Consider the following 20,972-nt stretch of genomic DNA (forward strand, 5'->3'; position numbering starts at 1 on the left):
CGCAGCTGAAAGAATGCGTATAGTCGACGAAATTACTTCGTTAGCAAGTCGATTGACACGTAAAGGACTCCTCATGCGTAGGGTTCGGGATCGGCGCGGACAGACACTAGCGCGTATGTGGAACTTTCCAGTCTGTCGATTTTCAGCCTTGGCTCGCATTCCGCGCATGCATTGCAATAGGTAGGGCGAGAACTTCGATGACCTTACCAGTAGTCATGAACACGATCAGCCCACGCTTGGCATCGACGGTCTTCAGATAGTCGGCGACCTGCGCCCGATAGCCTGCGACCACGCTCGATCCTGGCTCGACGTCGCTCTTCCAGTCGATGACGATGTCGATCCTGTCGCCTTCGAGCGCGACGGCGTCTGCGATGCCGTAGGTGACGAGTTCCTCATCGCCGTTGAAACTCGCCGCAACCGGAAGCTCGGCGACAAGGCGCGCCCGCAGCGCGGCGACCTCTGCGATCCCGAGCGTACGAAGCACGGAGCCGGCGAGTTCGTCCACATCGAGGTCGGAGGTCTCGATCGTCTCCCCGCGCTTCATCAGCTGACCGACGAGGATCGTCGTCCGTTCTTTCAGGGAGGCCAGGTCATCGGCGGTCTCGCCCCCGATCACCTCCTCCATGAGCTTGTGCAGCACGACGCCACGGCGGGCCGAGCCCTTGACCACGGGACGGTCCTCGAGTGGATCGTCGACGATCGCATCCATCTCCGGATCAGCCAGAACGGGCTTGGCCACCTCGTCATGGCGCGACGGGGTCTTCCATTTGATCGTCTTGCGCGCCCGGATCCGAAGCGTGTCAGCATAGAAGCTCTCAGCGGTCTCGGCGTTGCTCGCGCCGGCGCCGTGCGCATAGGTCTGCGGCGGGAACGGCGTCAGGTCGAATTCCGGAAGCTCCTTGAGGGCGAAGTCGACGATCGACCAGTCCTGCTTGGCGGAGTCCTCGGAAAACCGCGGCATGACCAGCAGGTCCTCGGCGCGGGTCGTGGCCACATACCAGAGCCGCACGCGCTCGGCGGCGACGTTGGCCTCATAGGCCGCCTTGTTGTCGTCGTGGCCGAGCGGCTCGACGCCGAAGAGCTTCATCGACATCTGCCGGGTCGACGGATTGAAGACCAGGCTCGGCGCCGGCATCAGCTTGGTGCGCGAATTGATCGGGATCACGATCGGCCACTGCAGGCCCTTGGCCGAGTGCATGGTGATGATCGACACCGAATGCTCTTCGGCGTCCGGACGGCCTTCCTGGAGCTTCTCGTTGTGGTTCCAGGCGCGCGCCATGTCGTCGGAGAAGGCGCGCAGGCCGCGCACGGCGTAGGGCCGCGCCATCTCGATGAATCGATCGACATTGGCGAGGGCGCGCTCGGGATCGCCGGCGTAGCGACCGCGGATGATCGCACGGACCTCGAGCTCGTCGATCGCCTGCGCCAAGGCGTCATATGGCGCGGTCCTGCGCGCGATCCGCGACAGGTTCTGCAGCTTGCGCAGCGTCCGCTCGCCGATCTCGTCGGTGACCCGGTCCGGATCGATCTGACGGCTTAGACGCGGCCGCCCGCGACCTTCCTCCTGGGGAAGCGCATCCAGCATGTCGAGCATCTGCTCTTCCGTCATGCCGACCAGAGGCCCGCGCAGCAGCGCGGCGAGCGCGAGCGAGTCCCGCGGGTCTGCAAGCACGCGCGAGAGCGCGATCAGGTCCTGGATCTCCTGGCGACGGAAAAGGCCCTTGCCGGCCTGGGTCGCGACGGAGAGACCCTTCTCTTCCAGAGCCGCCTCATAGCGCCACAGATCGGTGCCCATCGGAGCCAGAAGGGCGATGTCGCCCGGCTCGCAGGGCCGCGGCGTGCCGGTCTTGCGATCGGAGACGACGTAGCGACCGACCAGGCGCACGCAGAAGTCGGCGACCGCCGCAGCTTCAGCGTCGCGGATCGCATCGGCTTTGCCGTCACCGCCGCCGAGCGTGATCGCCGTTACCGCCGGACCGCGCCATGATCCTCATGGAAGTGATCGAGCCTTGCAAAGCCCGGCTGATCGGCCGCCGAGAGCGGCAAGTCGAAGCGCTGGTTCACCCATTCGAGGATCGGTCGCACGGAGCGGAAATTGACGTCGATCGAGACGACGCTGTCATCGGACATCGCTCGCATGCGATCGCGCGCCGCCAGATAGGTTGCGACGTCCGCGCCGCGGAACCGGTAGATCGCCTGCTTGGGGTCGCCGACCAAAAACAGCCCGCCCGAGCGCCAGCCCCAGTCCTTCAGGTCCGCGTCCGGACACCCGCCGGCGGCGCGCCTGCGATGCGCTGGAAGATCTCGCACTGGATCGGATCGGTATCCTGGAACTCGTCCACCAGGATCACCTTGAATCGCTCGGCGAGCGAGAGGCGGATCGCCTCGTGATTGGCCAGCATGTTGCGGGCTGCGTGCTGGAGGTCGTTGAAGTCGAGAGGCGGCGCGCCGCTTGGCCTCCTGGTAGTTCGCGACGAGCGGCCTCACCTCGTCGACCAGATGTGACAGCAGGCAGGCGGCGGCCGTCGCGCGCAGGATCGAATGCGCTTCGCGACAGGCGACGTAGAGGTCGTTGGCCTCCAGAAAGAGCTGCTCGCCAGCCGCCTTCGACGTCGCGGCCGCCTGCCACTTGCCCTTCTTCTGGTAGGCGCGGAAGCCCGGTCTGGGTGAAGACCTCGCCCGGCCAAACCGAGGCCCGGATGACGCCCACGGCGGCCTCGAAATCGGACCGGCCGGCGAGGTCGCGCCACTCGTCGGCCATCGCCTTGAGGCCGGCCGCGATCGCCACGCTTTCGGGCTCAAGGCCGCCGCAGCGGTCCATGAAGGCGCCAAACGCGTCGACGGCCCCGTTGAAGTCGCCGCACGGATCGGCGCCGAGCGTCGCCTTGAGAGCGTCGGCGTCCCGGTTGTCGCGCAGGGTCTCGGCGATCGAGCGCAGCGTCTCCACGACGTCGTCCGGATCGAACGCGATCAGGTCGGCGATCACGCTGCCGGTCTCGTCCTGGCCCGACAGGCGCTCGCGGATCCAATCGTCGAAGAGATCGTTGAAGAGGAGAGCCGCTTCAGCCTGATCCATGATGGCGGCGCCGGGGTCGATATTGGCCTCGACCGGATAAGGTTTGATCAGCCGCTGGCAGAAGCCATGGATCGTCGTGCACGCGATTTCGTTGAGGCTGGCGCGAGCCGCCGCCAGATTGGCTTCTGATCAGCGCTCGGGCCTTCTGCCGGGAACGCTTCTCTCAGGTCTCGCGGAACACGCCCGTGCTCAAGCTCCTCCATCATGCGCATGATGCGCCCGAGGAGCTCGGAGGCCGCCTTCTCGGTGAAGGAGACAGCGGCGATGTTCTTCGGATGGACGCCGCTCGCCATCATGGCGATGACGCGTCCGGCCATGAGCGATGTCTTGCCGGAGCCGGCGCCGGCTTCGACCAACATGGTCGAGGACAGGTCGGTAAGAGCGCGGCGGCGGATCGCGGCGTCGGAGAGGACCACGGTCGTCATTTCTCATCCCAGACGGCGGCAAGGGGTCCAACGGTCTCGAGCATCGCGACCTCCTTGCGATTGAGGTAGGCGGCCTTGGCGTTAGCCGGGAGCGCAAAGCGCAGCCCGTCGTAGTCACCGGCCGCGTCCTTGCCCGCCGGCGCGCGGCCGGCGAGCAGGTTCGCCTTGGCGATCACCAGGTAGCCCTTCAGCTTCTCCAGCGTCTCGACCGGCTCGGGCAGCGGCAGGATGGCCTGCGCGCGCGGATAGTTCAGGCTGGCGGTGACCCGACGTCGCCGAGCAGCGCCTTGACGGTGAAGTCGTACAGGCAGCGCTGCAGCTCCTTGCCGCCATTGAGCACGAGCTCGTTCGGCTTCTTCGGCAGGGATCCGGTTTTGTAATCGGTGACGTTGACCTGCGCACCATTGCCCGACAGGTCGACACGGTCCATCCGGCCGCGCAGCTTGATGTCGGTGCCGGGGATCGTCACCTCCGCGGCGATGTTCCAGGGGTAGTTCACCCCGGGAACAGGCGTCTCGCCGCCGAACGGAACCTCGACATAACTGCGCTGGCCGATGAGCGGCTCGGGCGTGTTGGAGAGCGCGCCGAGAGAAACCTCGCCGACATCATCGAGCGTCCGCCGCCAGATGAGGTTCGGCGGCAGCGGGTTGTCCGCTTCGTACTCCGCCGCAACCGTCGCGACGGCCGAGCTGATCGCCGTCCCGACGTCGTCGGTCGTCGCCCTTGCGGCGCCGCCATCGGCCTCGAGCTGTGCGACGGCGCGCTCCAGGACGTTGTGGACCAGGTTGCCGTAGCTCAGATTGTCGACGGTCAGCGGCTCGCTGTCGTCGTCCGGCTCCTGGATGCGCAGGCCGTAGGTCCAGAGATAGGCGATCGGATTGCGCAGCATCATCGTCAGCGACCTCGCCGACTGGGGATCGTTGAGCGCCGCGACGATCCGCGGATGGTTGGCGCGGACCAGCCCGTCATGGGCGGTCATCTCCTCCGAATGCCAGTTGCCCCAGCAGGCCCTCGCCGAGACCGCGATCCTGGTCGAGGCAAATTCATCGGCGCGCGCGAACACGCGATCGCTCTCGCTCATCGCGGCTGTCGGAATCCGGGAGCGGCGCAGATGCTCGACCGGCTGGTCGGGAACGAGCGGCGACCGGCCAAGAGCGCGCCCTTCGGCGTCGCGCCGGGGATAGCTGAAGGTGACCGAGCCCGAGGTCGTGACCATGATGGTGCGGAAGTCGCGACGGTCGGCCTCGACGAGCGGGAGCGGGTTCAGGACCGCCGCGCGCACAACATGCTCGGGAACGAGCGCGTCCTCGCCGGTTCCTCGCGGCCAGCCGCGGGACGACAGGCCGATCAGGCGCACGAAGCGGCGTGGCGTTGTGACCAGATCCTTGGCCGCCACGAAGATGGGCGACGTCATCGGATCAAGGCCGTCAGGCGTCTTGAGGTCCTGCACGGTGCTGTCGAGAGCCTCGACCGGTCCGGTCTCGAGGGCGCGCCGCCAGATCAGCAGCGCGCGGCCCTCAAGGATCCTCTCGCCGGCATCCTCTGCAGCCTCGACGCCTCGATCGAGCATTTCGAGCAGGGGCAGCAGGATCGCGCCGTCGGCTTCCGCGCCCTCAACGGCGTAGGCCTGCCGCCAGCGCGCCATGTCGGACATGGCGGAGGCGCGCGGGATCGAGCGAGCCCATTCGTCCGACAGGCCATCCGGGCGCGCGAGGCCGAACAGGCGACGGACCCGCTTCTGGTTCACGCCCCGCAGGAGAATGTCCGCAAGCGCTGCGGCGGCCTGACCCTCGCCGGTCTGGAGCGCCTTGATGCCGCTGACCGCATGGACGCCGATGTTGGCGTCGGCGGCGATCGCGTTGAAGTGGTCCTCATAGTCCTCGACCGAGGCGGCCGCGATCGCGATCTCCTCCGGCCGAGCGGCGCCGCTCGCGATCAGCTCACGGACCCAGCGAAAGGCTTCCACCACCTCGTGGCGCGCAGTCGCGCAGGACACGACGCTGACCTCCGGCTGGTGAGGCTCGGATCGCTCGACCTTGATCGGTGTGCCTTCGAGCCATGCCGGAACCTCGCGGGGGCCCGCCTCCCAGGTTACGGGCACCACCTTGGCGAGCTCTATGAGAAGCGGTCGCCAGATGGGCTCCAACTCGGTCATGCCTTTGATGGTCACAGGACCGAAGCACGACTTGGCGTGCGCGACGCGGCCGAGCGCCTGCGCGCGACGAGATCCTGGGGGCGCAGAGCGGACGCCGGCAGTCGCTCCATGACGGCCGCTTCGATCGCTGCCATGTCCAGGAGACGCGGCGCCTCGGCGCCGTCGAGTTCGACGCCCGCCCGCCAGAGCTTCATCAGGGACGCAGCCGCTGCGGAAGGGACGCCGGGCAGCATCTTGATCGGCTCAAGCTCGCCGAGCGCGGTGGTCTCGATCGCTTCGGCGACCGCCTGGCGAAGCTCGATGGGATCGACCGGCCGGCTGAAACCGCCGGCAAGCCGCGCCACAGCGCTCTCGATGGTGAGGATGTTGGTGCCGAGCGCACGGCCGCGCGCCATGGCCAGTCTCTCGACCTGCCATGCCAGACGTCCCCGAACGATCACAGAGCGACGAATATTGAGAGGCATGGGCATCTTCTCCATTCACGCGGCAGAGAATTGCTAAATTCGCATTACTTCTACAGATCAAGGCATTGCATCCTCATGCCCCCTCTGGGTCTAAAGGCTCGTAGTCTATGTCGTCTCGTTCCAGACGGGTCGTGTCCTGGTCGAGCCCCCATCGGCGGTCGAACAGGAACTCAAGCGGCCTCCGCGTAACGATGCACAAGCGGTCGTCGGTGAAGCCGTATTCGAGACGGACGACCTCCTGCTGAGCTTGCGAAAGACTCCGTTTCGGCCGCAGCCAGATCGTGGCCTTGGTGTTCCAGTCGTCATCGGGCGGGAGCGGTTCGGCCAAGGGTTTGGTCAGGAAGTCGCTCTTGGGCGAGATCCGTATCGGCAGATAGGTCCGGTGCTCTTCATGCCGGAAACTGTAAGCCCGGAGGTAGATCGCCTGGCCGTCCGACATGAAACGGGTCGGCGCGATCCATCTTCCCGCGTCCGGACCAGATGTCATCGACGTGTAGGCGATATGTATGGCGCACCGGCCGCGGATCGCCTGATGCAGACGTGACAGGACCGTCGGATCGGCCGTGCGGGCGGGTCGTGGCAGCGCCGACGGGACGTCAGCGACCAGGTCGTCACGAAGGATATCGAACGCCTCATCGACGCTGCACGGCGTGATCGGCTGATGCGGGCGCGCAGCGACATAGGTCTTGCGCGCGGCGTCGTAGGTCGGCGGCGAAGCGCGGTTGAGCGCGAGATAGGCTTTAAAGTCGATCGCCGCCTGCGGCTCCGAGATTTTGAACCGATCGATCAAATCCCGGCGATTAGCGACGCCGCGCCATAGCAGACATCGGTCCAGAAAGGTCAGGCGCTCGCGCTGTGCATGTTTGAGATCGTCGAACGTCATAGTGGATCGGACTGGCTTGACTCTCGTTCGGAGGTGCATCTAAAAAATACACGAATAAAAAATATATGGAAGAGACGGCATGCGGATTCTCCATACCGCTGACCTTCACCTCGGTCGCCAGTTCGTTGGGCTCGCGCTCGACGAGGACCACGCCGCCGTTCTGGATCAGATCATCGACGTCGTCGGAACCCAGTCCGTCGATGTGCTTGTCATTGCCGGCGACGTCTTCGATCGCGCAGCGCCGTCCGAAACAGCCGTCCGACAGTTCAATCGCTTTCTCCAGCGTGTGACGCGCGAGACGGCGGCCGCCGTGGTGATGATCGCCGGCAATCACGATTCCGGAGATCGCATCGGGTCGATGGCGGTGATGCCGGATATCTCCAGGGCGCTGATCAGAGGACCGGTCGAGGCTGACGAGCGGCCGCTTCTCGTCAAAGACGAACACGGCCTCGTCGCATTCTCCGCTCTTCCGTTCAGCTATGAGCATGCGGCGCGGGCGTGCTTCGGCAACACGGCACTCGAGACGCCCGAGCATGTTCTGTCGGCCCAGGTCGCGGCCGCGCGGCGCAATGTACCGGAGGGCGCGCGCTGGGTGATCACGGCGCATGCGTTCGTCGCCGGCGGAACCAGCGGCGAGACCGAACGGCCGCTTGCGAAGGTCGGCGGGATCGAGACGGTCTCGCATGAGATCTTCGACGGGGCCGCGTACGTCGCGCTTGGTCATCTTCATCGTCCGCAGTCGGTCGGCCTGCCGCACATCCGCTACTCTGGGTCCCCCTTGGCGTTCGGCTTTGACGAGGCTGGGGCGCAGAAGTCGATGGTGCTGGTCGACCTCCGCGCCGACAGGGCCGACACCACCCTTATTCCGTTCACGCCGGTTCGTGGCGTCCGCGTGCTCAAGGGGCGGCACGCGGAGCTTCTGCTTGCCGATTCCTCGACTGACATCGTGAAGGCGGTGCTGACGGACGAAGCGCCGGTGATCGACGCGATGAAGCGTTTGCGCGAGGTTTTCCCGAATGCCTGCGCGCTCGTTTACGAGCGCGACGAGCGGCAGCTGAAGCGCGCGGGGACCTTCACGCGACCAGTCGCTGCAGCCGAGCCGATCGACGTCGTAGGCGGTTTTCTCCAACTCGTCCGTGACGAGCCGATGAGCGATCGGGAGCGCGAAATCGTCATCGCGCGCCTTCAGGACCTTGGCCAGAAGGAGGACGCGGCATGAGGCCAGTTCGACTCGTCATGCAGGCGTTTGGCCCCTACGCGGGCCGCGAAGTCGTCGATTTCGGGGACGCGGTCGCCGCTGGCCTGTTCGGCATCTACGGGCAGACCGGCGCCGGCAAGTCGACGATTTTCAGCGCGATCACCTTCGCCTTGTTCGGATCGGCGACGAAGGAGGAGCAGGCGACGGCGTCGCTGCGTTCGGATCACGCGTCGCTGACAGACGCAACGGTCGTCGAGTTCATCTTCGATCTCGAGCGCCGCTACATGATCATCCGCAGCCCAGACCAGCCACGCCCAAAGCGGCGCGGCGACGGCGAGACCTGGGAGGCCCACGAAGCCCACCTTTTCGACGTCACCGGTCTAACCTTCGCTGAGATCGACGCGGGCGCCCGCGGTACGGTCATCGCGGAGAAGAAGACCGGAGTGGTCTTCGCGGCGGTCACCGAACTCCTCGGTTATGGCCCGCGTCAGTTTCGGCAGATCGTCCTGTTGCCGCAGGGCAAGTTCGAAACCTTTCTCGCGGCGAACACGAAGGACCGGATGGAGATCCTGCGCGATCTCTTCGATGTTTCGCTGTTTCGGCGGCTGACGGCGCGGTTCAAGACTGACGCCGACGAAGCGGAGCGGGACGTTCGCGCGCAACGCGAAGCGTGTGCGGCTCGTCTCAAGATCGAAGGCTTCGAGAGCACCGACGCGCTCAGATTAGGCGTTACAGACGCCGGCGAGATCCATGCGAAGCGCGCCGAGATCGAGGCCGCTCGTCAGAAAGAAGAAAGGGCGTCGGCCGCGACTTTGGACGCGGCGAAAGATCTCGACGGCCGCTTTGCAGAGGTCGCCGCCGCCCACGCGACGCTGAAGGTCTTGCTGCAAGACAAGACTGAGATGGACGCGCTGGCGGCCCGGATCGTTCGGGTCGAAGCGGCGCGTGGCGCTCTTGATCGCGAAGAGGCCAAGGCCGCCGCCGCTAAAGATAAGGGCTCCGCGGAGGCTGCGCGCGATGCTGCCCGGCAGAGATCCGAGCACGCCGCATCGATGAGAGACGCTGCGGCTCAGGCTTTTGATCGCGAGCGCGCCCGTGACCCGGAGGTCCAGGGGTTGCGGCGCGACCTCGACGACTTGCGGCGCCATGAAAAGTCGATCGCCGACGCTTCGAGCGCCAAGCGTGCGGCGGACGACGCCAAGACCTCGGAAACCGAGATCGCCGCGGTGCGCGTGGCCGCCGAGGTCGCCCGCACGGCATTGCTGGAGCAGCGTGTCCGCGCGAAAGAGACGCTGCGGCTCGCTCAGGAAACCGAAGAGCGGCGCCGCGGGCTCGACGGCGAGCTGGCCTCGGCGCGCGGGGCTTTGAAGGCGGCCGATAGCTACGTCAAGGCGGAAGCCGACCATCAAATGGCGGGTCAAACGGTGACGCGGCTGGAACATGCGCGGGACGCCGCCCTCGCCGAGGTGGAGGCCGCCAAAGAGGCCTTCGACGCGGCGGAGGCGCGCCTGTCTGAAATGCAGGCGCTTCATCTGGCCAGCAAATTGGCGACGGGGGAGCCCTGTCCGGTCTGCGGCGGGACCGATCACCCGTCTCCTGCCACAGGCCAGGCCGAGCAAGCTGGCCTCGACGCCGCCTTTCGCGGCGCGAAGTCCCGCTGGGGCGAGAAGGATCAGGCTGCGCGCGAGGCGGTGAACGCTCATGGCGGTGCGCTCGGCGTGTTGACCGAGCGTCGCCGCGCGCTCGACGAACTTGATCGTCCAGATCGCGGGATTGGCGAACTGCGCGACCTCGTCGCCCGGCGCCAGGGTGAACTCGATGATCTTGGCGCGCCGGCCGAGCTCGGTGTGCTTGCGGGGGCGCTCGATGCGTTCGAGACGAAGATCTCGGCGGCCGAAGCCGAACGCGACCGTCTTCGCGACGCTGCGGCGCTCGCTTCTACTCTCGCCGCGACCTCGTTGGCGCGTCTCGAACAGATGCTCACCGGCGTCCCCGGGCATTTGCAGAACGCCGAGGCGATCGCCGCGGCGCTCGTGGCGACCGGCGGCTCGCTCCATGCGCGCACCGAGGCGCGCGCCCAGGCCGAGACGGCGGAGCGAATGTCACGCGAAGCGTCGTTGTCGAGCGAGAAGGACCTCGAGGCCGCAGACGCCGCGCTTGTTCGCGCCAGAGAGCGTCAGGCGGCGGCTCAGGGCGCGTTCGACGCCAGGCTGGAAGAGGTCGGTTTGACGGTCGAGGCGTTCGAGAGTCTCAAGCCGTTGATCGCTCAGATCGATGTGGACCGCGAAATGGTCGACGGGCACCGTGCGAAGCTCGCCGGCGCGCAGGAGCACTTGCGCCAGCGCCAGGCCGCCGTCGAAGGCCGCGAGCGGCCGATCCTGGCCGAAATCGAACAGGTTCATGCCGTCACTGCGCAGGGGCTTCGCGTCGCCACGGAGGAGCGTGCCGAAGCGCAGGCGAGGCTTGGCCACCTGGAAAGGCTGCTGAGCGACCTCTCGGACGTCTTGCGTCAACTTGACGAAGCGGAAGCGGCGACAGGACCGCTTCGGCTCCTCGCGTCGCAGTTCGACGCCGGCAACTCTCAAAGGCTCGATCTTGAGACCTATGCGATCGGCGCGATGTTCGACGCGGTCCTCGACGCAGCGAACCTGCGGGCCGGTCCGATGACGGACGGCCGGTACAAGCTCGAACGAGAGGCCGAAGGCGGCGGACGCGGGCGCAAGGGCCTCGGGATCCAAGTGTTCGACGCCTATACCGGGAAGTCCCGATCGGCTTCGACCCTGTCCGGCGGCGAGACCTTCATCGCTGCTCTCGCCCTCGCGCTCGGGCTGGCCGACGTCGTCGAAAGCGCCAGCGGAAAAGTGCGGCTCGACACGGTCTTCATCGACGAGGGGTTTGGCAGTCTCGACGCCGAGAACGGGGCCGGCACGCTCGATGTTGTGCTGCGGGTCCTGAGCAATCTGACGAGCGTCAATCGAGCCGTCGGTCTGATCTCTCATGTCCCGCTCGTCCAGGAGGCGATCCCTCACGGCTTTTACGTCACGAAGAGCGGCGCGGGGAGTACGATTGAACGAGGAGGAGAGCGTGATGGCCCAGCGCCGGTCGCACCTTCGGCTCTCGCGTCGCGGAAAGCTCCACCGGGTTCGCGCTTCATGGGTTCGCGACGATCGTTCTCAATCTCGTCCGCCGCGGACCCGTAAATGCCCGACGTGCGGAGCCAGGATCCTGATCTACCGGATGCCGAACGCAGGGCTCGCGCACTTCGAGGGCGGTCGAGGACTTGGGGGTGTGAAACACCCGTGCTTCAGCCTCGGCGAAGGTCTCAGCCGTCGGCGCGACCAACAGACCCCTGATCTGTTTGATGGCCACGCGGGAGATGCACCGCCGTTGGCAGGACAGAAGGAATAACATCTCGTCCAGGAGTCGGTCGGTCCGTCTTCGGGCGGCCAGAGGCGGGTTCGGAAGGGCCCGATGCAGGTCGGCCGGGTAGAGAACTGACGCACAGTCGCTGCGGAGGCAGATCGCCCCGCTTCGGGGCAGATGTATTTCATTGGGCTCGATATGACGAACTACGGGGCGCTGCCCAGCATCTGGATTTCGAAAGCAGGTCCGCTTTCGGCTTGCTAGCTAAGGGGCGCTAATGGCGCATCACGGCTGAGCGTCACCGGCTGGGAAATGAGCAAACTTCATACGTTCGCCCGCCTGTTAGTTCCGGTGACGGAGGACGACGGCGTTCATACCCGCTATATGGCACCGAGTTGATCGCCAACGAGCTTCCTCCAGGCCGTCAGCTTGTCTTGGTTCTCTAGCAGCCAGCGACGAAGCGTCGTAGCAGTAGCAATGCCACGCGCCAGAGCGTCGCGTTGCGCGTCGAAGCTGCACTGGTTGTCGACGGGCTCGCAAGGCAGCGCCATGACTAGCCCCGGACGTGGGCGCACTTTCGTCGGACGTTTAGCCTCGAAGAAAGCGCCAATCTCCGACGTGTCGGCCTCCAGACGAGCGCCAATGGCCGGCAAGGCAGCTCCCCATCCCGCAAATGTCACCGCCACGTAGTTCGCGCGCTGTTCCGATCCACGACCAAGCTCGTGTGCGAAGCGTCGCGGACGAATCCCGTCCGGAATAGCGGACAGTGACACCGCCTGATCGTAGATCATTGACGTGCTTTCGCGGGGATTGGCTGGCTTTCGCATGCTGGGGCCGGGCTCGATCTCGGGCGCGAGATCCGCTAGCAGCAACACGTATCGAGCATTGAAATCGCCGACGACAGGATCGGGAATTGGGGTGTAGCCGCGTCGGTACTTGTAGATTGCCTGGTCAAGAATGGCTGCCCGGAAGTCATATCTAAGTGCCAGCTCGCTGCCAGTCTCCGCACGGAGCTCTCGAAAGAATGCCGCGATCTCCTCGTAGCTCAGCACTAGATCGAACTTCCCGCTAAAGTCTAGGTGCTGTGCTGCGTAGGCCGCTGGACAAACTAGAACCATAGCCGCACGGCTATAGTCCGACGCCAACGCGGCGAGCTCCTGGCGGTAACTCTCCGCTTGATCAGGTTGTTCTGTGGCGTCGAGCTTGTTCTCGATCAGGATGGCCGAACTCGTCCCGTCCCGATTTTGGATCTCAATGAAGATATCGATCTCGCGACGCGACCGCGTGCGACGCCGGCTGTGTTTTACGTCCCACGCCGCGATCGAACCCACCATTCCGACATGTCCCGCGACCCAGGTAGTGAAATCGAGGGATGAGGCGAGCTCTTCCACCAGCAAGAGATCCACGTCGCGCTCGGTGGCGTGGGTTAGGGTGGGGATCCACTCATCGACTCTCACGTTGCTCCTCCCGGGCAGCTTTGCATTAGCGATTGCACAGTGAAGCTTCTACGAGCCTACTGCGCCAAACCGTCGTCTTAGCCAGAGTCGTTTTCTATAGCCGCCGCACTCTAGCGGGGTTGACCCGAAGCGCGTCCGTTTTCGGAAAACACTGAAGGTCAGCTTCTGGCGCGAGGCGGTCGAGCTCGTTTACGATCGCGAAGGATTTGTTTGGGCGAAACCGTTCTTGGTTCGACCCTGCAGAACGAATCCAGATCGTCTTGTTCTGTTCTCGCTCGCGCCTCGAAACTAGCCGGGAAGCAGACCGGCGGCGCGATAGCCGTCGATCAGGGCATCGTAGACCGAGACGTCCGAACGGCTGCGCGCGACGAGCTGGGCGCCCGCGATGGCGGCATAGATCGCCCGAGCCCTCGCTTCGCTGTCCCCGGCAGGGGCAAGCCCCGCGGCGGACACGTGTCGCGTCAACCAGGCCACGTTGACGTCGGCGAATGCGAGCACCTCCGTTTTCACGACGTCGGGCAGGTCGTCGAACTCGGCCGCCATAAAGCTAAACAAGCAGATCCGGTTGCCGCTCTGGAGCGCCAGGCGGAACGTCGCGGGGTAGCGGCGTAGAGCCTCGACCGGGTCAGGGGCTTCGTCCGAAATCGCTTCAAGGACAACTGCGGCGTCTTCCCAATAGCGCCGTCCTACTGCCGCGCCGAGCTCAGCTTTGCTCGGAAAGTGGTGATAGATGCTCGCAGCCTTGATCCCGACCTCGGCCGCCAGGTCGCGAAAGTTCATGCCGAGATAGCCGTGCGCCTGCGCGCTCAGCGTCGCCGCCGCCAAGATCGCCTCACGGGAATTCGTGGTCACCGCTGCCTGCCCCTAAAAACCTAACGATCGTTAGATAGGGCTTGACGGAGTAAAAATCACTGCCCAAATAATGACTACCTAACGTTAGGTAGGGAAGTAATTATGATCGATGACATCCTGTTCTCCGACGCGACGCGGCTCGCCGAACTCATTCGCGCCCGCGAGGTCTCCCGGTTGAGGTCGTCCGCGCCCATCTCGACAGAATCGAAGCGGTCGACGGAAAGATAAACGCGATCGTCACGGTCGCGGACGGGGCGCTCGAAGCCGCGAAGGTCGCCGAGGCCTCGGTCCTCGCCGGCCAAACGCTCGGCCCGCTCCACGGTGTGCCCTTCACTGTGAAGGACTCAATCGACACAGCCGGCGTGCCGACCCAGCGGGGCTCGCCGATCTTCGAGGGCCGCACGCCGGAGACGGACGCGACCAGCGTCGCGCGCTTGAAGAACGCCGGCGGCGTCCTGCTGGCGAAGACCAACCTTCCTGAATTCTCCTACTGGATCGAGAGCGACAACCTGCTTTCCGGCCGCACCAACAACCCTTGGGATCTCGAACGCACGCCGGGCGGGTCGAGCGGCGGCGAGTCCGCGGCGATCGCCGCCGGCATGTCTCCGCTAGGCCTCGGCACGGACCTCGCGATTTCGGTGCGTGGGCCAGCCGCCCAGACGGGCATCGTCTCGCTGAAGGCCACGCACGGGCTCGTGCCCATGACGGGAATCTGGCCTCGCGCGCCGCGCCGCTTCTGGCATGTCGGCCCGATGGCCCGCAGCGTCCGCGACCTCGCGCTCGCCGTCTCGCAACTGGCCGGCCCCGACGGCCTCGACGCGTTTGTGAGCAGCGCGGCCTTCAGCGCCGGGCCCGGTCGCTCGCCCGATCGACCGCTCCGCGTGGGGTGGATGGTCGGGCCCGGCCTCGGGCCGGTCGACCCGGAGGTGGCGGCCACGGTCGAGGCCGCAGCGGATGCGCTCAAAGGCCTCGGCGTTCTCGTGGAGCCGGTCGGCCTCCCGGCGCTGGAGCGGGACTTTGCGCTCGACGTGTTCAACCGCCTCCACGTCATGGAGATGAAGCCGGCCTTCAGGGCGGCGACGGCCGGACGCCGCGAGGACGAACTCTACAAGATGGCCAAGACTATGCTGTCGCTGCCCGATACGTCGATGGACGACTACATCGAGGCGGAGCAGGCGGCGGAGCGGCTGCGCGACGGCTACGCGGCCTATTTCAGGGACTACGACGCGCTAATCACGCAGGTGCTTCCGATCCCTGCGCACCGGCATGGCGTCGAGCAGTTCGTCATCGACGGCCAAACGGTGGACGCGACCTATCTTCAGGCCGCGACCGTGCCGCTCAACGTCACCGGCCTGCCGGGCCTGTCGATGCGGTTCGGCACGAGCACGGACGGCATGCCGATCAACGTCCAGATCATCGGCGGTTGGCACGCGGAGCCTACCATCCTTCATCTCGCGTCACTGCTCGAAGAGGTCAGCCCCGTTCGAGGCCCACGGCCCAATCTGTTGGGGTCGTCGCGGTGACCGCCGAGATGCTCGCCACGACGCCGTTTCTTCAACCCTATCGTCGCAGTCAAGCCGTCTCAAGGCGACGCTGTTGCGCCGCACAGAAAGGAAGGCGGACATGAAGGTCTTCATCATTGGGATCGCGGCGGCGGCGTAGGTCGCCGTATCGCGGAAAAGCTGACCGAAGCGGGTCACGAAGCCGTCGGCCTCGTGCGCCGGCCCGAGCAGGCGCGCGCGCTCGCTGCGCGCGGCATAGCGACCGCCGGGCGATCTGGTCGCCATGTCGATCGACGTTCTGGCCGAGGCTATGCGCGGCGCCGACGCCGTCGTATTCAGCGCCGGCGCTGGCGGCAAGGAAAGCGACGAGGCCACCACACGGGTAGACGGCGACGGGCCGGAGAAGCTCGCCGCGGCAGCAGAACGCGCCGGCGTTCGCCGCTTTCTCCTCGTTTCGGTGTTTCCCGAAGCTTGGCGCGAACGGCGCATGGACGCCTCGTTCGAGCACTACATGGTCGAGAAGAAGAAAGCGGAAACGCAGCTGGTCGAGACCGGCCTCGATTGGGTGATCCTGCGGCCCTCCGCGCTGACGGACGAGCCGGGCGCTGGCCGGTCGATCTCGGCGTCGCGAAAATCCACGAAACGATCGCGCGGGATGATGTCGCCGCGACGGTCGTCGGGCTGCTAGATGCCCCACGGATCAGACGACGCATCTTGGAAGTGACGGGTGGAAACACGTCGATCCGGGACGCCGTCGAAGCGCTGGACTGAAGTCGCCATCCGCGAGCGGCCTGATGGAACGGCGCTTGTGAGTATCTGTCCAGGCCCCTTCGGTTGTTCAACGAAGATGTGCGCAATCAGCCCAGTGGGCGAAGTGAGCGCTTCGTTGAGCGCAACTGATGCAGCCTAGGCGACCGCCTTGTTGCTTCTAGTGCTCGGCGTTTGCGCAGTCGCGCCTGCGTCTATGGTATCGAGACAACCACATCGCGATGCCTGATGTCAGTGGAGCACTGGCGATTTCGCTATCGCCGCGGTTGCGGGAATTCCAAATCTGCTTGAGGAAGCCCTAGTGCTGATGTGAGCCGCGCTATAAAGGCCGTCCCTGAACAGGTCAGCCTTCGTTTCCAGAGCAGCCCTCGAAAGCCTCTCGGCACAGATCGACGAAGCCTCGCACTTTCGGGTCCATGTATCGCGTTGAGGCGAATACGGCGTGGACCGGCATCGGCGCGTTCGCCCATCCTGGCAGGACGTGAGCCAGGGTCCCGTCGGCGACATGTGGCGCGGCCATAAAGCGAGGAAGCTGAGCCACCCCCAGTCCCGACACGGCAAGGTTTTTCAGCGCGATCATGTTGTCGAGCGCATCGCGGCGTCTGCGAGACCTTCTCCGTGACGTCGCCATTGGCCAGCGTCCAGACGGCGCGGCCGCTTGCCGTCTTCATGATCAGGTCATGGCGCTTCAGGTCGTCGACCGTGCGCAGAGCCGCAGCGTCCTTCAGGTAGCCGGGCGAGGCATAGAGGCCGTAGGTGATGTCGCCGAGCTTGCGCGCCGAGAGCTCGGAATCCTGCAGCGCTCCGATCCGGATGGCCACGTCGATCCCCTCGTGGATGATGTCGACGGCGCGGATCGAGTAGACCGTCTCGACGGTGACCTTCGGCCATGTGCGCAGATAGGTGGCGATCCAGTCGTCGACCCGTGTCGTTCCGAACTCCGGCGTCGCGGTGATCTTCAGGCGGCCCTTCGGCTCCCGGGACTGCTGCGCCACTGCTGCCTCGGCGGCTTCCGCGGCCGCAAGGATCGAGGAGACGCGCTCGAAGTAGTCCCGGCCGACTTCGGTCACGCTGAGCCGCCGGGTCGACCTGTTCAGAAGCCTCGCGCCGAGCTTCTCCTCGATGCGCTGGACGATCCGGCTGACCCGCGCCTTGTCGGTCTCCAGACGTTCGGCGGCAGCGGTGAACGACTCCTCCGTCACCACCGCGACGAAGGCCTGCATTTCAGAGAAGCTGATTGTTGTCGTCATGGACAACATTCTTTCATCTGCCACGCGATAGTGCAATCGCGCGCCGGACGCCCGCGCACAGCGTCCGGCGCGAGCAGGTCACTGCCTAACGGTGTCGGGGCTCGCCTGCTCGAGGAACAGATCGATGTGGACCTGCGGCATGCCTTCGAGCGTCCCGCCGATCGGCGACGGGCGCACGGCCTCTCGGATCAGCGTCCGAGCCTGATCGTGGGACACAGGTTCGCCCCGCTGCTGATAGATCCGCTTGGCCTCGTCGCCCGTCACGCCTTCTGGGACCTTCGGAGCGTAGCGCCAAAAGTAGATCGCCGTGTTTGGCTCAATGCGCCAGCTTTCGGCGAGCGAGCCGGCGTCGACGACGTCATAGCCGATTGCCTCGACGAACTTGGTCACGGCCTGCTTGGCCGCCGCGTCGTCGCCCGCGATCGGCAGGGTTGTCCGGTCGGCGTCGCCCTTGGGCCGGGCGTTGCTCTCCATGTGGATCCAGCTGAGGTTGTGCAGCCCCTTCACGAGCCGGGCCCCGCGAAGGCGGCGCTGCATGAGCTCGCTTGAGGTCAGTTCCCCGCTGTCGAGATCGGCGCGGCGGAATTCGCCCATGCCCGGATAGTAGTTTGTCTGGTCGAGCACGACCTTCCCGGCGAACCCGTCGGATGGCAGCGCCTCGAAGGCGGCGAGTGGAACCGAGACCGTAACGACGTCCCCGGCCGCGATCGCCTCTTCTACAGAGCCCGCGCGGGCAAGCGGGCCGAGCTCCGCGACGAGGCCCGACAGCGTTCCGGCGCCGCGCGAGTTGCTCACCACGACCTTGTATCCCGCCCTGACGGCAAGCCGCGCGACGGCTTTTCCTACGAGGCCGGAGCCGATGATTCCGATTGTGCCTGTCACGTGATGATCCTTCCATAAGCTGTTCACGGCGCGCCGCCGACTTCTCTAGCGGGCGCGTCCGGACCCAGAGCTATGGACTGCCTTCAAAGGATGACAGTGATGTCAGATGCAACAGACCGTTGCCGTTATAAGCAACAGTATCCACCCGGTAGTCAGGCCAGTGCTGAGAGCGTCGACACGAAGGTCTTCTTCGCATGGTCGACGAATGCCCGGACCTTCGGCGTCGGATAGCGGGTCGACGAGAAAACGGCGTGGACTGGGGCCGGTGGCTTCGACCAGCCGGGAAGCACCTCCTGGATGCGGCCTTCGGTCAGGAGCCGCGCGGCCTGGAAGCGCGGCAGCATCCCGATGCCGATGCCGGCCGCAACCGCGTCACGGGCGGCAAGATTGTTGTTGACCAGGAGGCGCGGAACAAGGCGAACGATCTCGCTGTCGGCCCCGCGGCTCAGTTCGAGCTCGGCGCTTCGTCCGGGAGGCGCGAACACCACAGTGTCGTGGGCGCCGAGATCTCGCGGTGATTTCAGCACGTCGCGACCTTTAAGATAACCAGGGCTTGCGAACAGGGCGTAATCGGCCTCGCCGAGCTTGGCTGCGGTGAGATCGCCGTCGCCCAGGGCGCCGACCCGGATTGCGAGATCGTAGCCCTCGCTGACGATGTCGACGATGCGGTTGGTGTAGTCGGCCTCGACCCGCACCCGGGGGTGAGCGTCCAGAAAACCGGCAATCCAGCGGTTCACGACGCAAAGTCCGAATTCCTCGCCGCAGGTCAGGCGCAGCACGCCTTGCGGCTCGCCCTTGGCGCTCTCAGCAAAGCGATCGGTGTCCTCCAGGGCGGCGAGGATGGAGACCGCGCGCTCGAACACCTCCTGGGCCGAGCTCGGTGACGGTGACGGATCGCGTGGTCCGATGCAAAAGCTGCGCATCGAGCCGCGCTTCGAGCCTGATCACCAGGCGGCTGAGATGGGACTTGCGGGTGCTGAGCGCCCCGGCCGCTCGTGTGAAGGAACCGGACCGGACGACGGCCACAAAGGCCCTGAGCTGAGCGGGATCGATTGTCGCTTCCATGGGCGACAAGGTGGTGCTGGCCAGCCGGTTTATCCACTGATCGCGACATCATAGCTCTCCGCCACGCCAATCGAACTGGCCCGGAGACACATATGAAAATCGGCATTCTCAACACGGGGAACATCGGCGCTCGCCTCGCAAGGGCTTGGGCGGCCGCAGGACATGATCTTGTGCTCGCCAAAGACGGCGAGGATCGGAAGCTCGAACCGATTCTGGCGGAGCTTGGCGACAAGGCTCGCCTCGGCTCGATCCGCGAGGCGGCCGAGTTCGGCGAGGTCGTCCTGTTCTCGGTTTACTGGCCGCGAGTTTCGGCGATCGTCGACGCTGTCGGCGACGCGCTCGACGGCAAGGTTGTCATCGAAACGATGAACCCGCTCGGCGTCACGCCCGAGTTCAAGCACTTCCACGACGTCGATTTCATGCGCGACAGCTCGACGGCCGAGGATCTGCAGAAGCGTCTGCCGAAGGCGCGCGTCGTGAAGGCCTTCAGCACGCTGGCGGCTCCCGTGCTCGAGGCGGCCGCCTGGGAGACCGCACCGTCGCGGCCGGGCGTGCCTTACGCGACCGATGACGCGGCGCCGGGCAGATCACGCGCAAGCTCGTCGAGGACGCCGGCTTCAGGCCGCTCGCCGCCGGCCCGCTGAAGGGCGCCCGGCAGATCGAGCAGCTTGGCGTCTTCCTCCACCACGTCGCCGACCACGAATATGGCGGCGATCCCGACCTCATTCGTCTCGCCCTGACGGTGATCGAGGCCAGTCCTGGCCCGGTCATGCGCGAACGCGTCGCCTGAAGAAGGAATAGCAGAATGTCCAAGTTACTGAACGGGAAGACTGCTCTTGTCACCGGCGGTTCGCGTGGCATCGGCCGCGCGATCGCCGAGCGTCTCGCCAGCGACGGCGCGACCGTCGCGTTGACCTACAACGCCAGCAAGGACGGCGCGTATGAAGCAGTCGCCGCCATCGAGGCAGCAGGCGGAGCCGCTTTCGCTCTCAAGGCGGACCTCTCCGATGCGAGCTCAATCCCGGCGCTGTTCGACCGGCTCGACCGCGAGCTCATCGAGCGTAACGGAAACGCCGCGCTCGACATCCTGGTCAACAACGCAGGCAACTCCGGGTGGGGCGGCCTCAGCGACGCCACGCCCGAGGCCTGGGACGCGATGATCGCTGTCCACGCCCGCGCGCCCTTCTTCATGGCGCAGTCGGCGCTGAGCCGCCTCCGCGACCCCGGACGGATCATCAACATCTCATCGGCGCTCGCCACACGGCCGCAGCCGATGGTCCCGATCTACTCGATGGCGAAAGCCGCCATCAACACACTGAGCCACGCGCTGGCGATGGAGCTCGGGCCGCGCGGCATCACCGTGAACGTCGTGGCTCCGGGTTGGACGCGAACCGACATGAACGCGTCTGTCCGCGAGAACGCTGATATCGTGAAGGCCATCGAGGGCGACACGGCGCTCCGTCGCTTCGGCGAGACGTCCGACATCGCCTCCGTCGTGGCCTTCCTCGTCTCCGACAACGGCCGCTGGGTCACCGGTCAGGTGGTCGAGGCCAGCGGCGGCTACAGGCTTTAAGACTGCTCAGGCAGCCAATGGCCAGCTTCTCGGAGGCTGCGCCGCCGGATGCTTGGCGG

General features: G+C 65.7%; 20 protein-coding genes and 1 pseudogene. 6 read left to right on the forward strand and 15 right to left on the reverse strand.

All coding sequences use genetic code 11. From position 1 onward, the window contains the following. Positions 1–142: 142 nt before the first annotated feature. The 9 genes from K6K41_RS02940 to K6K41_RS02975 all read right to left on the reverse strand — a co-directional run bounded on the left by K6K41_RS02940 (position 143) and on the right by K6K41_RS02975 (position 7,003). Positions 143–1,885 (reverse strand): 3'-5' exonuclease, encoded by a 1,743-nt coding sequence (locus tag K6K41_RS02940; RefSeq protein ID WP_261403835.1) that lies wholly within the window; start codon positions 1,883–1,885, stop codon positions 143–145. An 80-nt stretch (positions 1,886–1,965) separates the two neighbouring features. After that, the gene (locus K6K41_RS02945) at positions 1,966–2,310 is read right to left on the reverse strand and encodes a UvrD-helicase domain-containing protein (RefSeq protein WP_261403836.1); all 345 of its coding nucleotides are present in this window, start codon (positions 2,308–2,310) and stop codon (positions 1,966–1,968) included. Beyond that, a complete protein-coding gene (locus K6K41_RS30125; protein WP_428978561.1) occupies positions 2,250–2,402 on the reverse strand; it encodes a UvrD-helicase domain-containing protein in 153 nt (50 codons plus the stop codon). The genes K6K41_RS02945 and K6K41_RS30125 overlap by 61 nt, the downstream gene beginning before the upstream one ends. After that, positions 2,348–3,076, reverse strand: coding sequence for a hypothetical protein (locus K6K41_RS02950; RefSeq protein ID WP_261403837.1), 729 nt, complete (start codon positions 3,074–3,076; stop codon positions 2,348–2,350). The genes K6K41_RS30125 and K6K41_RS02950 overlap by 55 nt, the downstream gene beginning before the upstream one ends. 47 nt (positions 3,077–3,123) lie before the next feature. After that, positions 3,124–3,501: a UvrD-helicase domain-containing protein gene (locus tag K6K41_RS02955; RefSeq protein WP_261403838.1), complete on the reverse strand. Its 378-nt coding sequence runs from the start codon at positions 3,499–3,501 to the stop codon at positions 3,124–3,126. Then, entirely contained in the window at positions 3,498–3,677 is a 180-nt protein-coding gene (locus K6K41_RS02960; RefSeq protein WP_261403839.1) for a hypothetical protein, read from the reverse strand. The genes K6K41_RS02955 and K6K41_RS02960 overlap by 4 nt, the downstream gene beginning before the upstream one ends. A gap of 74 nt (positions 3,678–3,751) precedes the next feature. Continuing rightward, complete coding sequence (locus K6K41_RS02965; protein WP_261403840.1) at positions 3,752–5,656, reverse strand: PD-(D/E)XK nuclease family protein; 1,905 nt, start codon at positions 5,654–5,656, stop codon at positions 3,752–3,754. A gap of 11 nt (positions 5,657–5,667) precedes the next feature. Then, a complete protein-coding gene (locus K6K41_RS02970) occupies positions 5,668–6,135 on the reverse strand; it encodes a hypothetical protein (protein WP_261403841.1) in 468 nt (155 codons plus the stop codon). Between the two features lie 58 nt (positions 6,136–6,193). After that, positions 6,194–7,003: a WYL domain-containing protein gene (locus K6K41_RS02975; RefSeq protein ID WP_261403842.1), complete on the reverse strand. Its 810-nt coding sequence runs from the start codon at positions 7,001–7,003 to the stop codon at positions 6,194–6,196. A gap of 79 nt (positions 7,004–7,082) precedes the next feature. On the opposite strand from K6K41_RS02975, the gene K6K41_RS02980 reads away from it, so the two are divergent. Continuing rightward, entirely contained in the window at positions 7,083–8,222 is a 1,140-nt protein-coding gene (locus tag K6K41_RS02980; RefSeq protein WP_261403843.1) for an exonuclease SbcCD subunit D, read from the forward strand. Then, positions 8,219–11,401 carry an AAA family ATPase gene (locus tag K6K41_RS02985; protein ID WP_261403844.1) on the forward strand — a complete coding sequence of 1,061 codons (3,183 nt, stop codon included), beginning with the start codon at positions 8,219–8,221 and terminating at the stop codon, positions 11,399–11,401. Before K6K41_RS02980 ends, K6K41_RS02985 begins: the two co-directional genes overlap by 4 nt. 543 nt (positions 11,402–11,944) lie before the next feature. On the opposite strand, the gene K6K41_RS02990 is transcribed toward K6K41_RS02985, so the two are convergent. Together K6K41_RS02990 and K6K41_RS02995 are read right to left on the reverse strand one after the other, a co-directional pair. Next, positions 11,945–13,021 (reverse strand): PD-(D/E)XK nuclease family protein, encoded by a 1,077-nt coding sequence (locus tag K6K41_RS02990; RefSeq protein ID WP_261403845.1) that lies wholly within the window; start codon positions 13,019–13,021, stop codon positions 11,945–11,947. Between the two features lie 288 nt (positions 13,022–13,309). Further along, on the reverse strand, positions 13,310–13,873 hold the full coding sequence (locus tag K6K41_RS02995; protein WP_261403846.1) for a TetR/AcrR family transcriptional regulator: 564 nt from the start codon (positions 13,871–13,873) through the stop codon (positions 13,310–13,312). Between the two features lie 102 nt (positions 13,874–13,975). Between K6K41_RS02995 and K6K41_RS03000 the strand changes: the two are divergent. Continuing rightward, a pseudogene (locus K6K41_RS03000) lies at positions 13,976–15,396 on the forward strand (amidase). A 262-nt stretch (positions 15,397–15,658) separates the two neighbouring features. Then, positions 15,659–16,063, forward strand: coding sequence for an SDR family oxidoreductase (locus tag K6K41_RS03005; protein ID WP_261403847.1), 405 nt, complete (start codon positions 15,659–15,661; stop codon positions 16,061–16,063). 334 nt (positions 16,064–16,397) lie between these two features. On the opposite strand, the gene K6K41_RS30130 is transcribed toward K6K41_RS03005, so the two are convergent. From K6K41_RS30130 to K6K41_RS30135, 4 genes are all read right to left on the reverse strand, one after another. Next, positions 16,398–17,393, reverse strand: coding sequence for a LysR family transcriptional regulator (locus tag K6K41_RS30130; protein WP_428978562.1), 996 nt, complete (start codon positions 17,391–17,393; stop codon positions 16,398–16,400). A gap of 78 nt (positions 17,394–17,471) precedes the next feature. Continuing rightward, on the reverse strand, positions 17,472–18,275 hold the full coding sequence (locus tag K6K41_RS03020) for an NADPH-dependent F420 reductase (RefSeq protein WP_261403848.1): 804 nt from the start codon (positions 18,273–18,275) through the stop codon (positions 17,472–17,474). A 152-nt stretch (positions 18,276–18,427) separates the two neighbouring features. Continuing rightward, positions 18,428–19,138: a substrate binding domain-containing protein gene (locus K6K41_RS03025; RefSeq protein WP_261403849.1), complete on the reverse strand. Its 711-nt coding sequence runs from the start codon at positions 19,136–19,138 to the stop codon at positions 18,428–18,430. Further along, entirely contained in the window at positions 19,080–19,340 is a 261-nt protein-coding gene (locus tag K6K41_RS30135; protein ID WP_428978563.1) for a helix-turn-helix domain-containing protein, read from the reverse strand. The genes K6K41_RS03025 and K6K41_RS30135 overlap by 59 nt, the downstream gene beginning before the upstream one ends. A 92-nt stretch (positions 19,341–19,432) precedes the next feature. Here K6K41_RS30135 and K6K41_RS03030 point away from each other — a divergent pair, with 92 nt between their 5' ends. Together K6K41_RS03030 and K6K41_RS03035 are read left to right on the forward strand one after the other, a co-directional pair. After that, positions 19,433–19,984, forward strand: a complete 552-nt coding sequence (locus K6K41_RS03030; RefSeq protein WP_261403850.1) for an NADPH-dependent F420 reductase — start codon at positions 19,433–19,435, stop codon at positions 19,982–19,984. A 161-nt stretch (positions 19,985–20,145) separates the two neighbouring features. Continuing rightward, a complete protein-coding gene (locus tag K6K41_RS03035) occupies positions 20,146–20,913 on the forward strand; it encodes an SDR family NAD(P)-dependent oxidoreductase (protein ID WP_261403851.1) in 768 nt (255 codons plus the stop codon). The last annotated feature ends 59 nt before the right edge of the window (positions 20,914–20,972 follow it).

Origin of the sequence: Chenggangzhangella methanolivorans (genome assembly GCF_019797865.1) — a bacterium.
GTDB classification, from domain to species: domain Bacteria; phylum Pseudomonadota; class Alphaproteobacteria; order Rhizobiales; family Methylopilaceae; genus Methylopila; species Methylopila methanolivorans.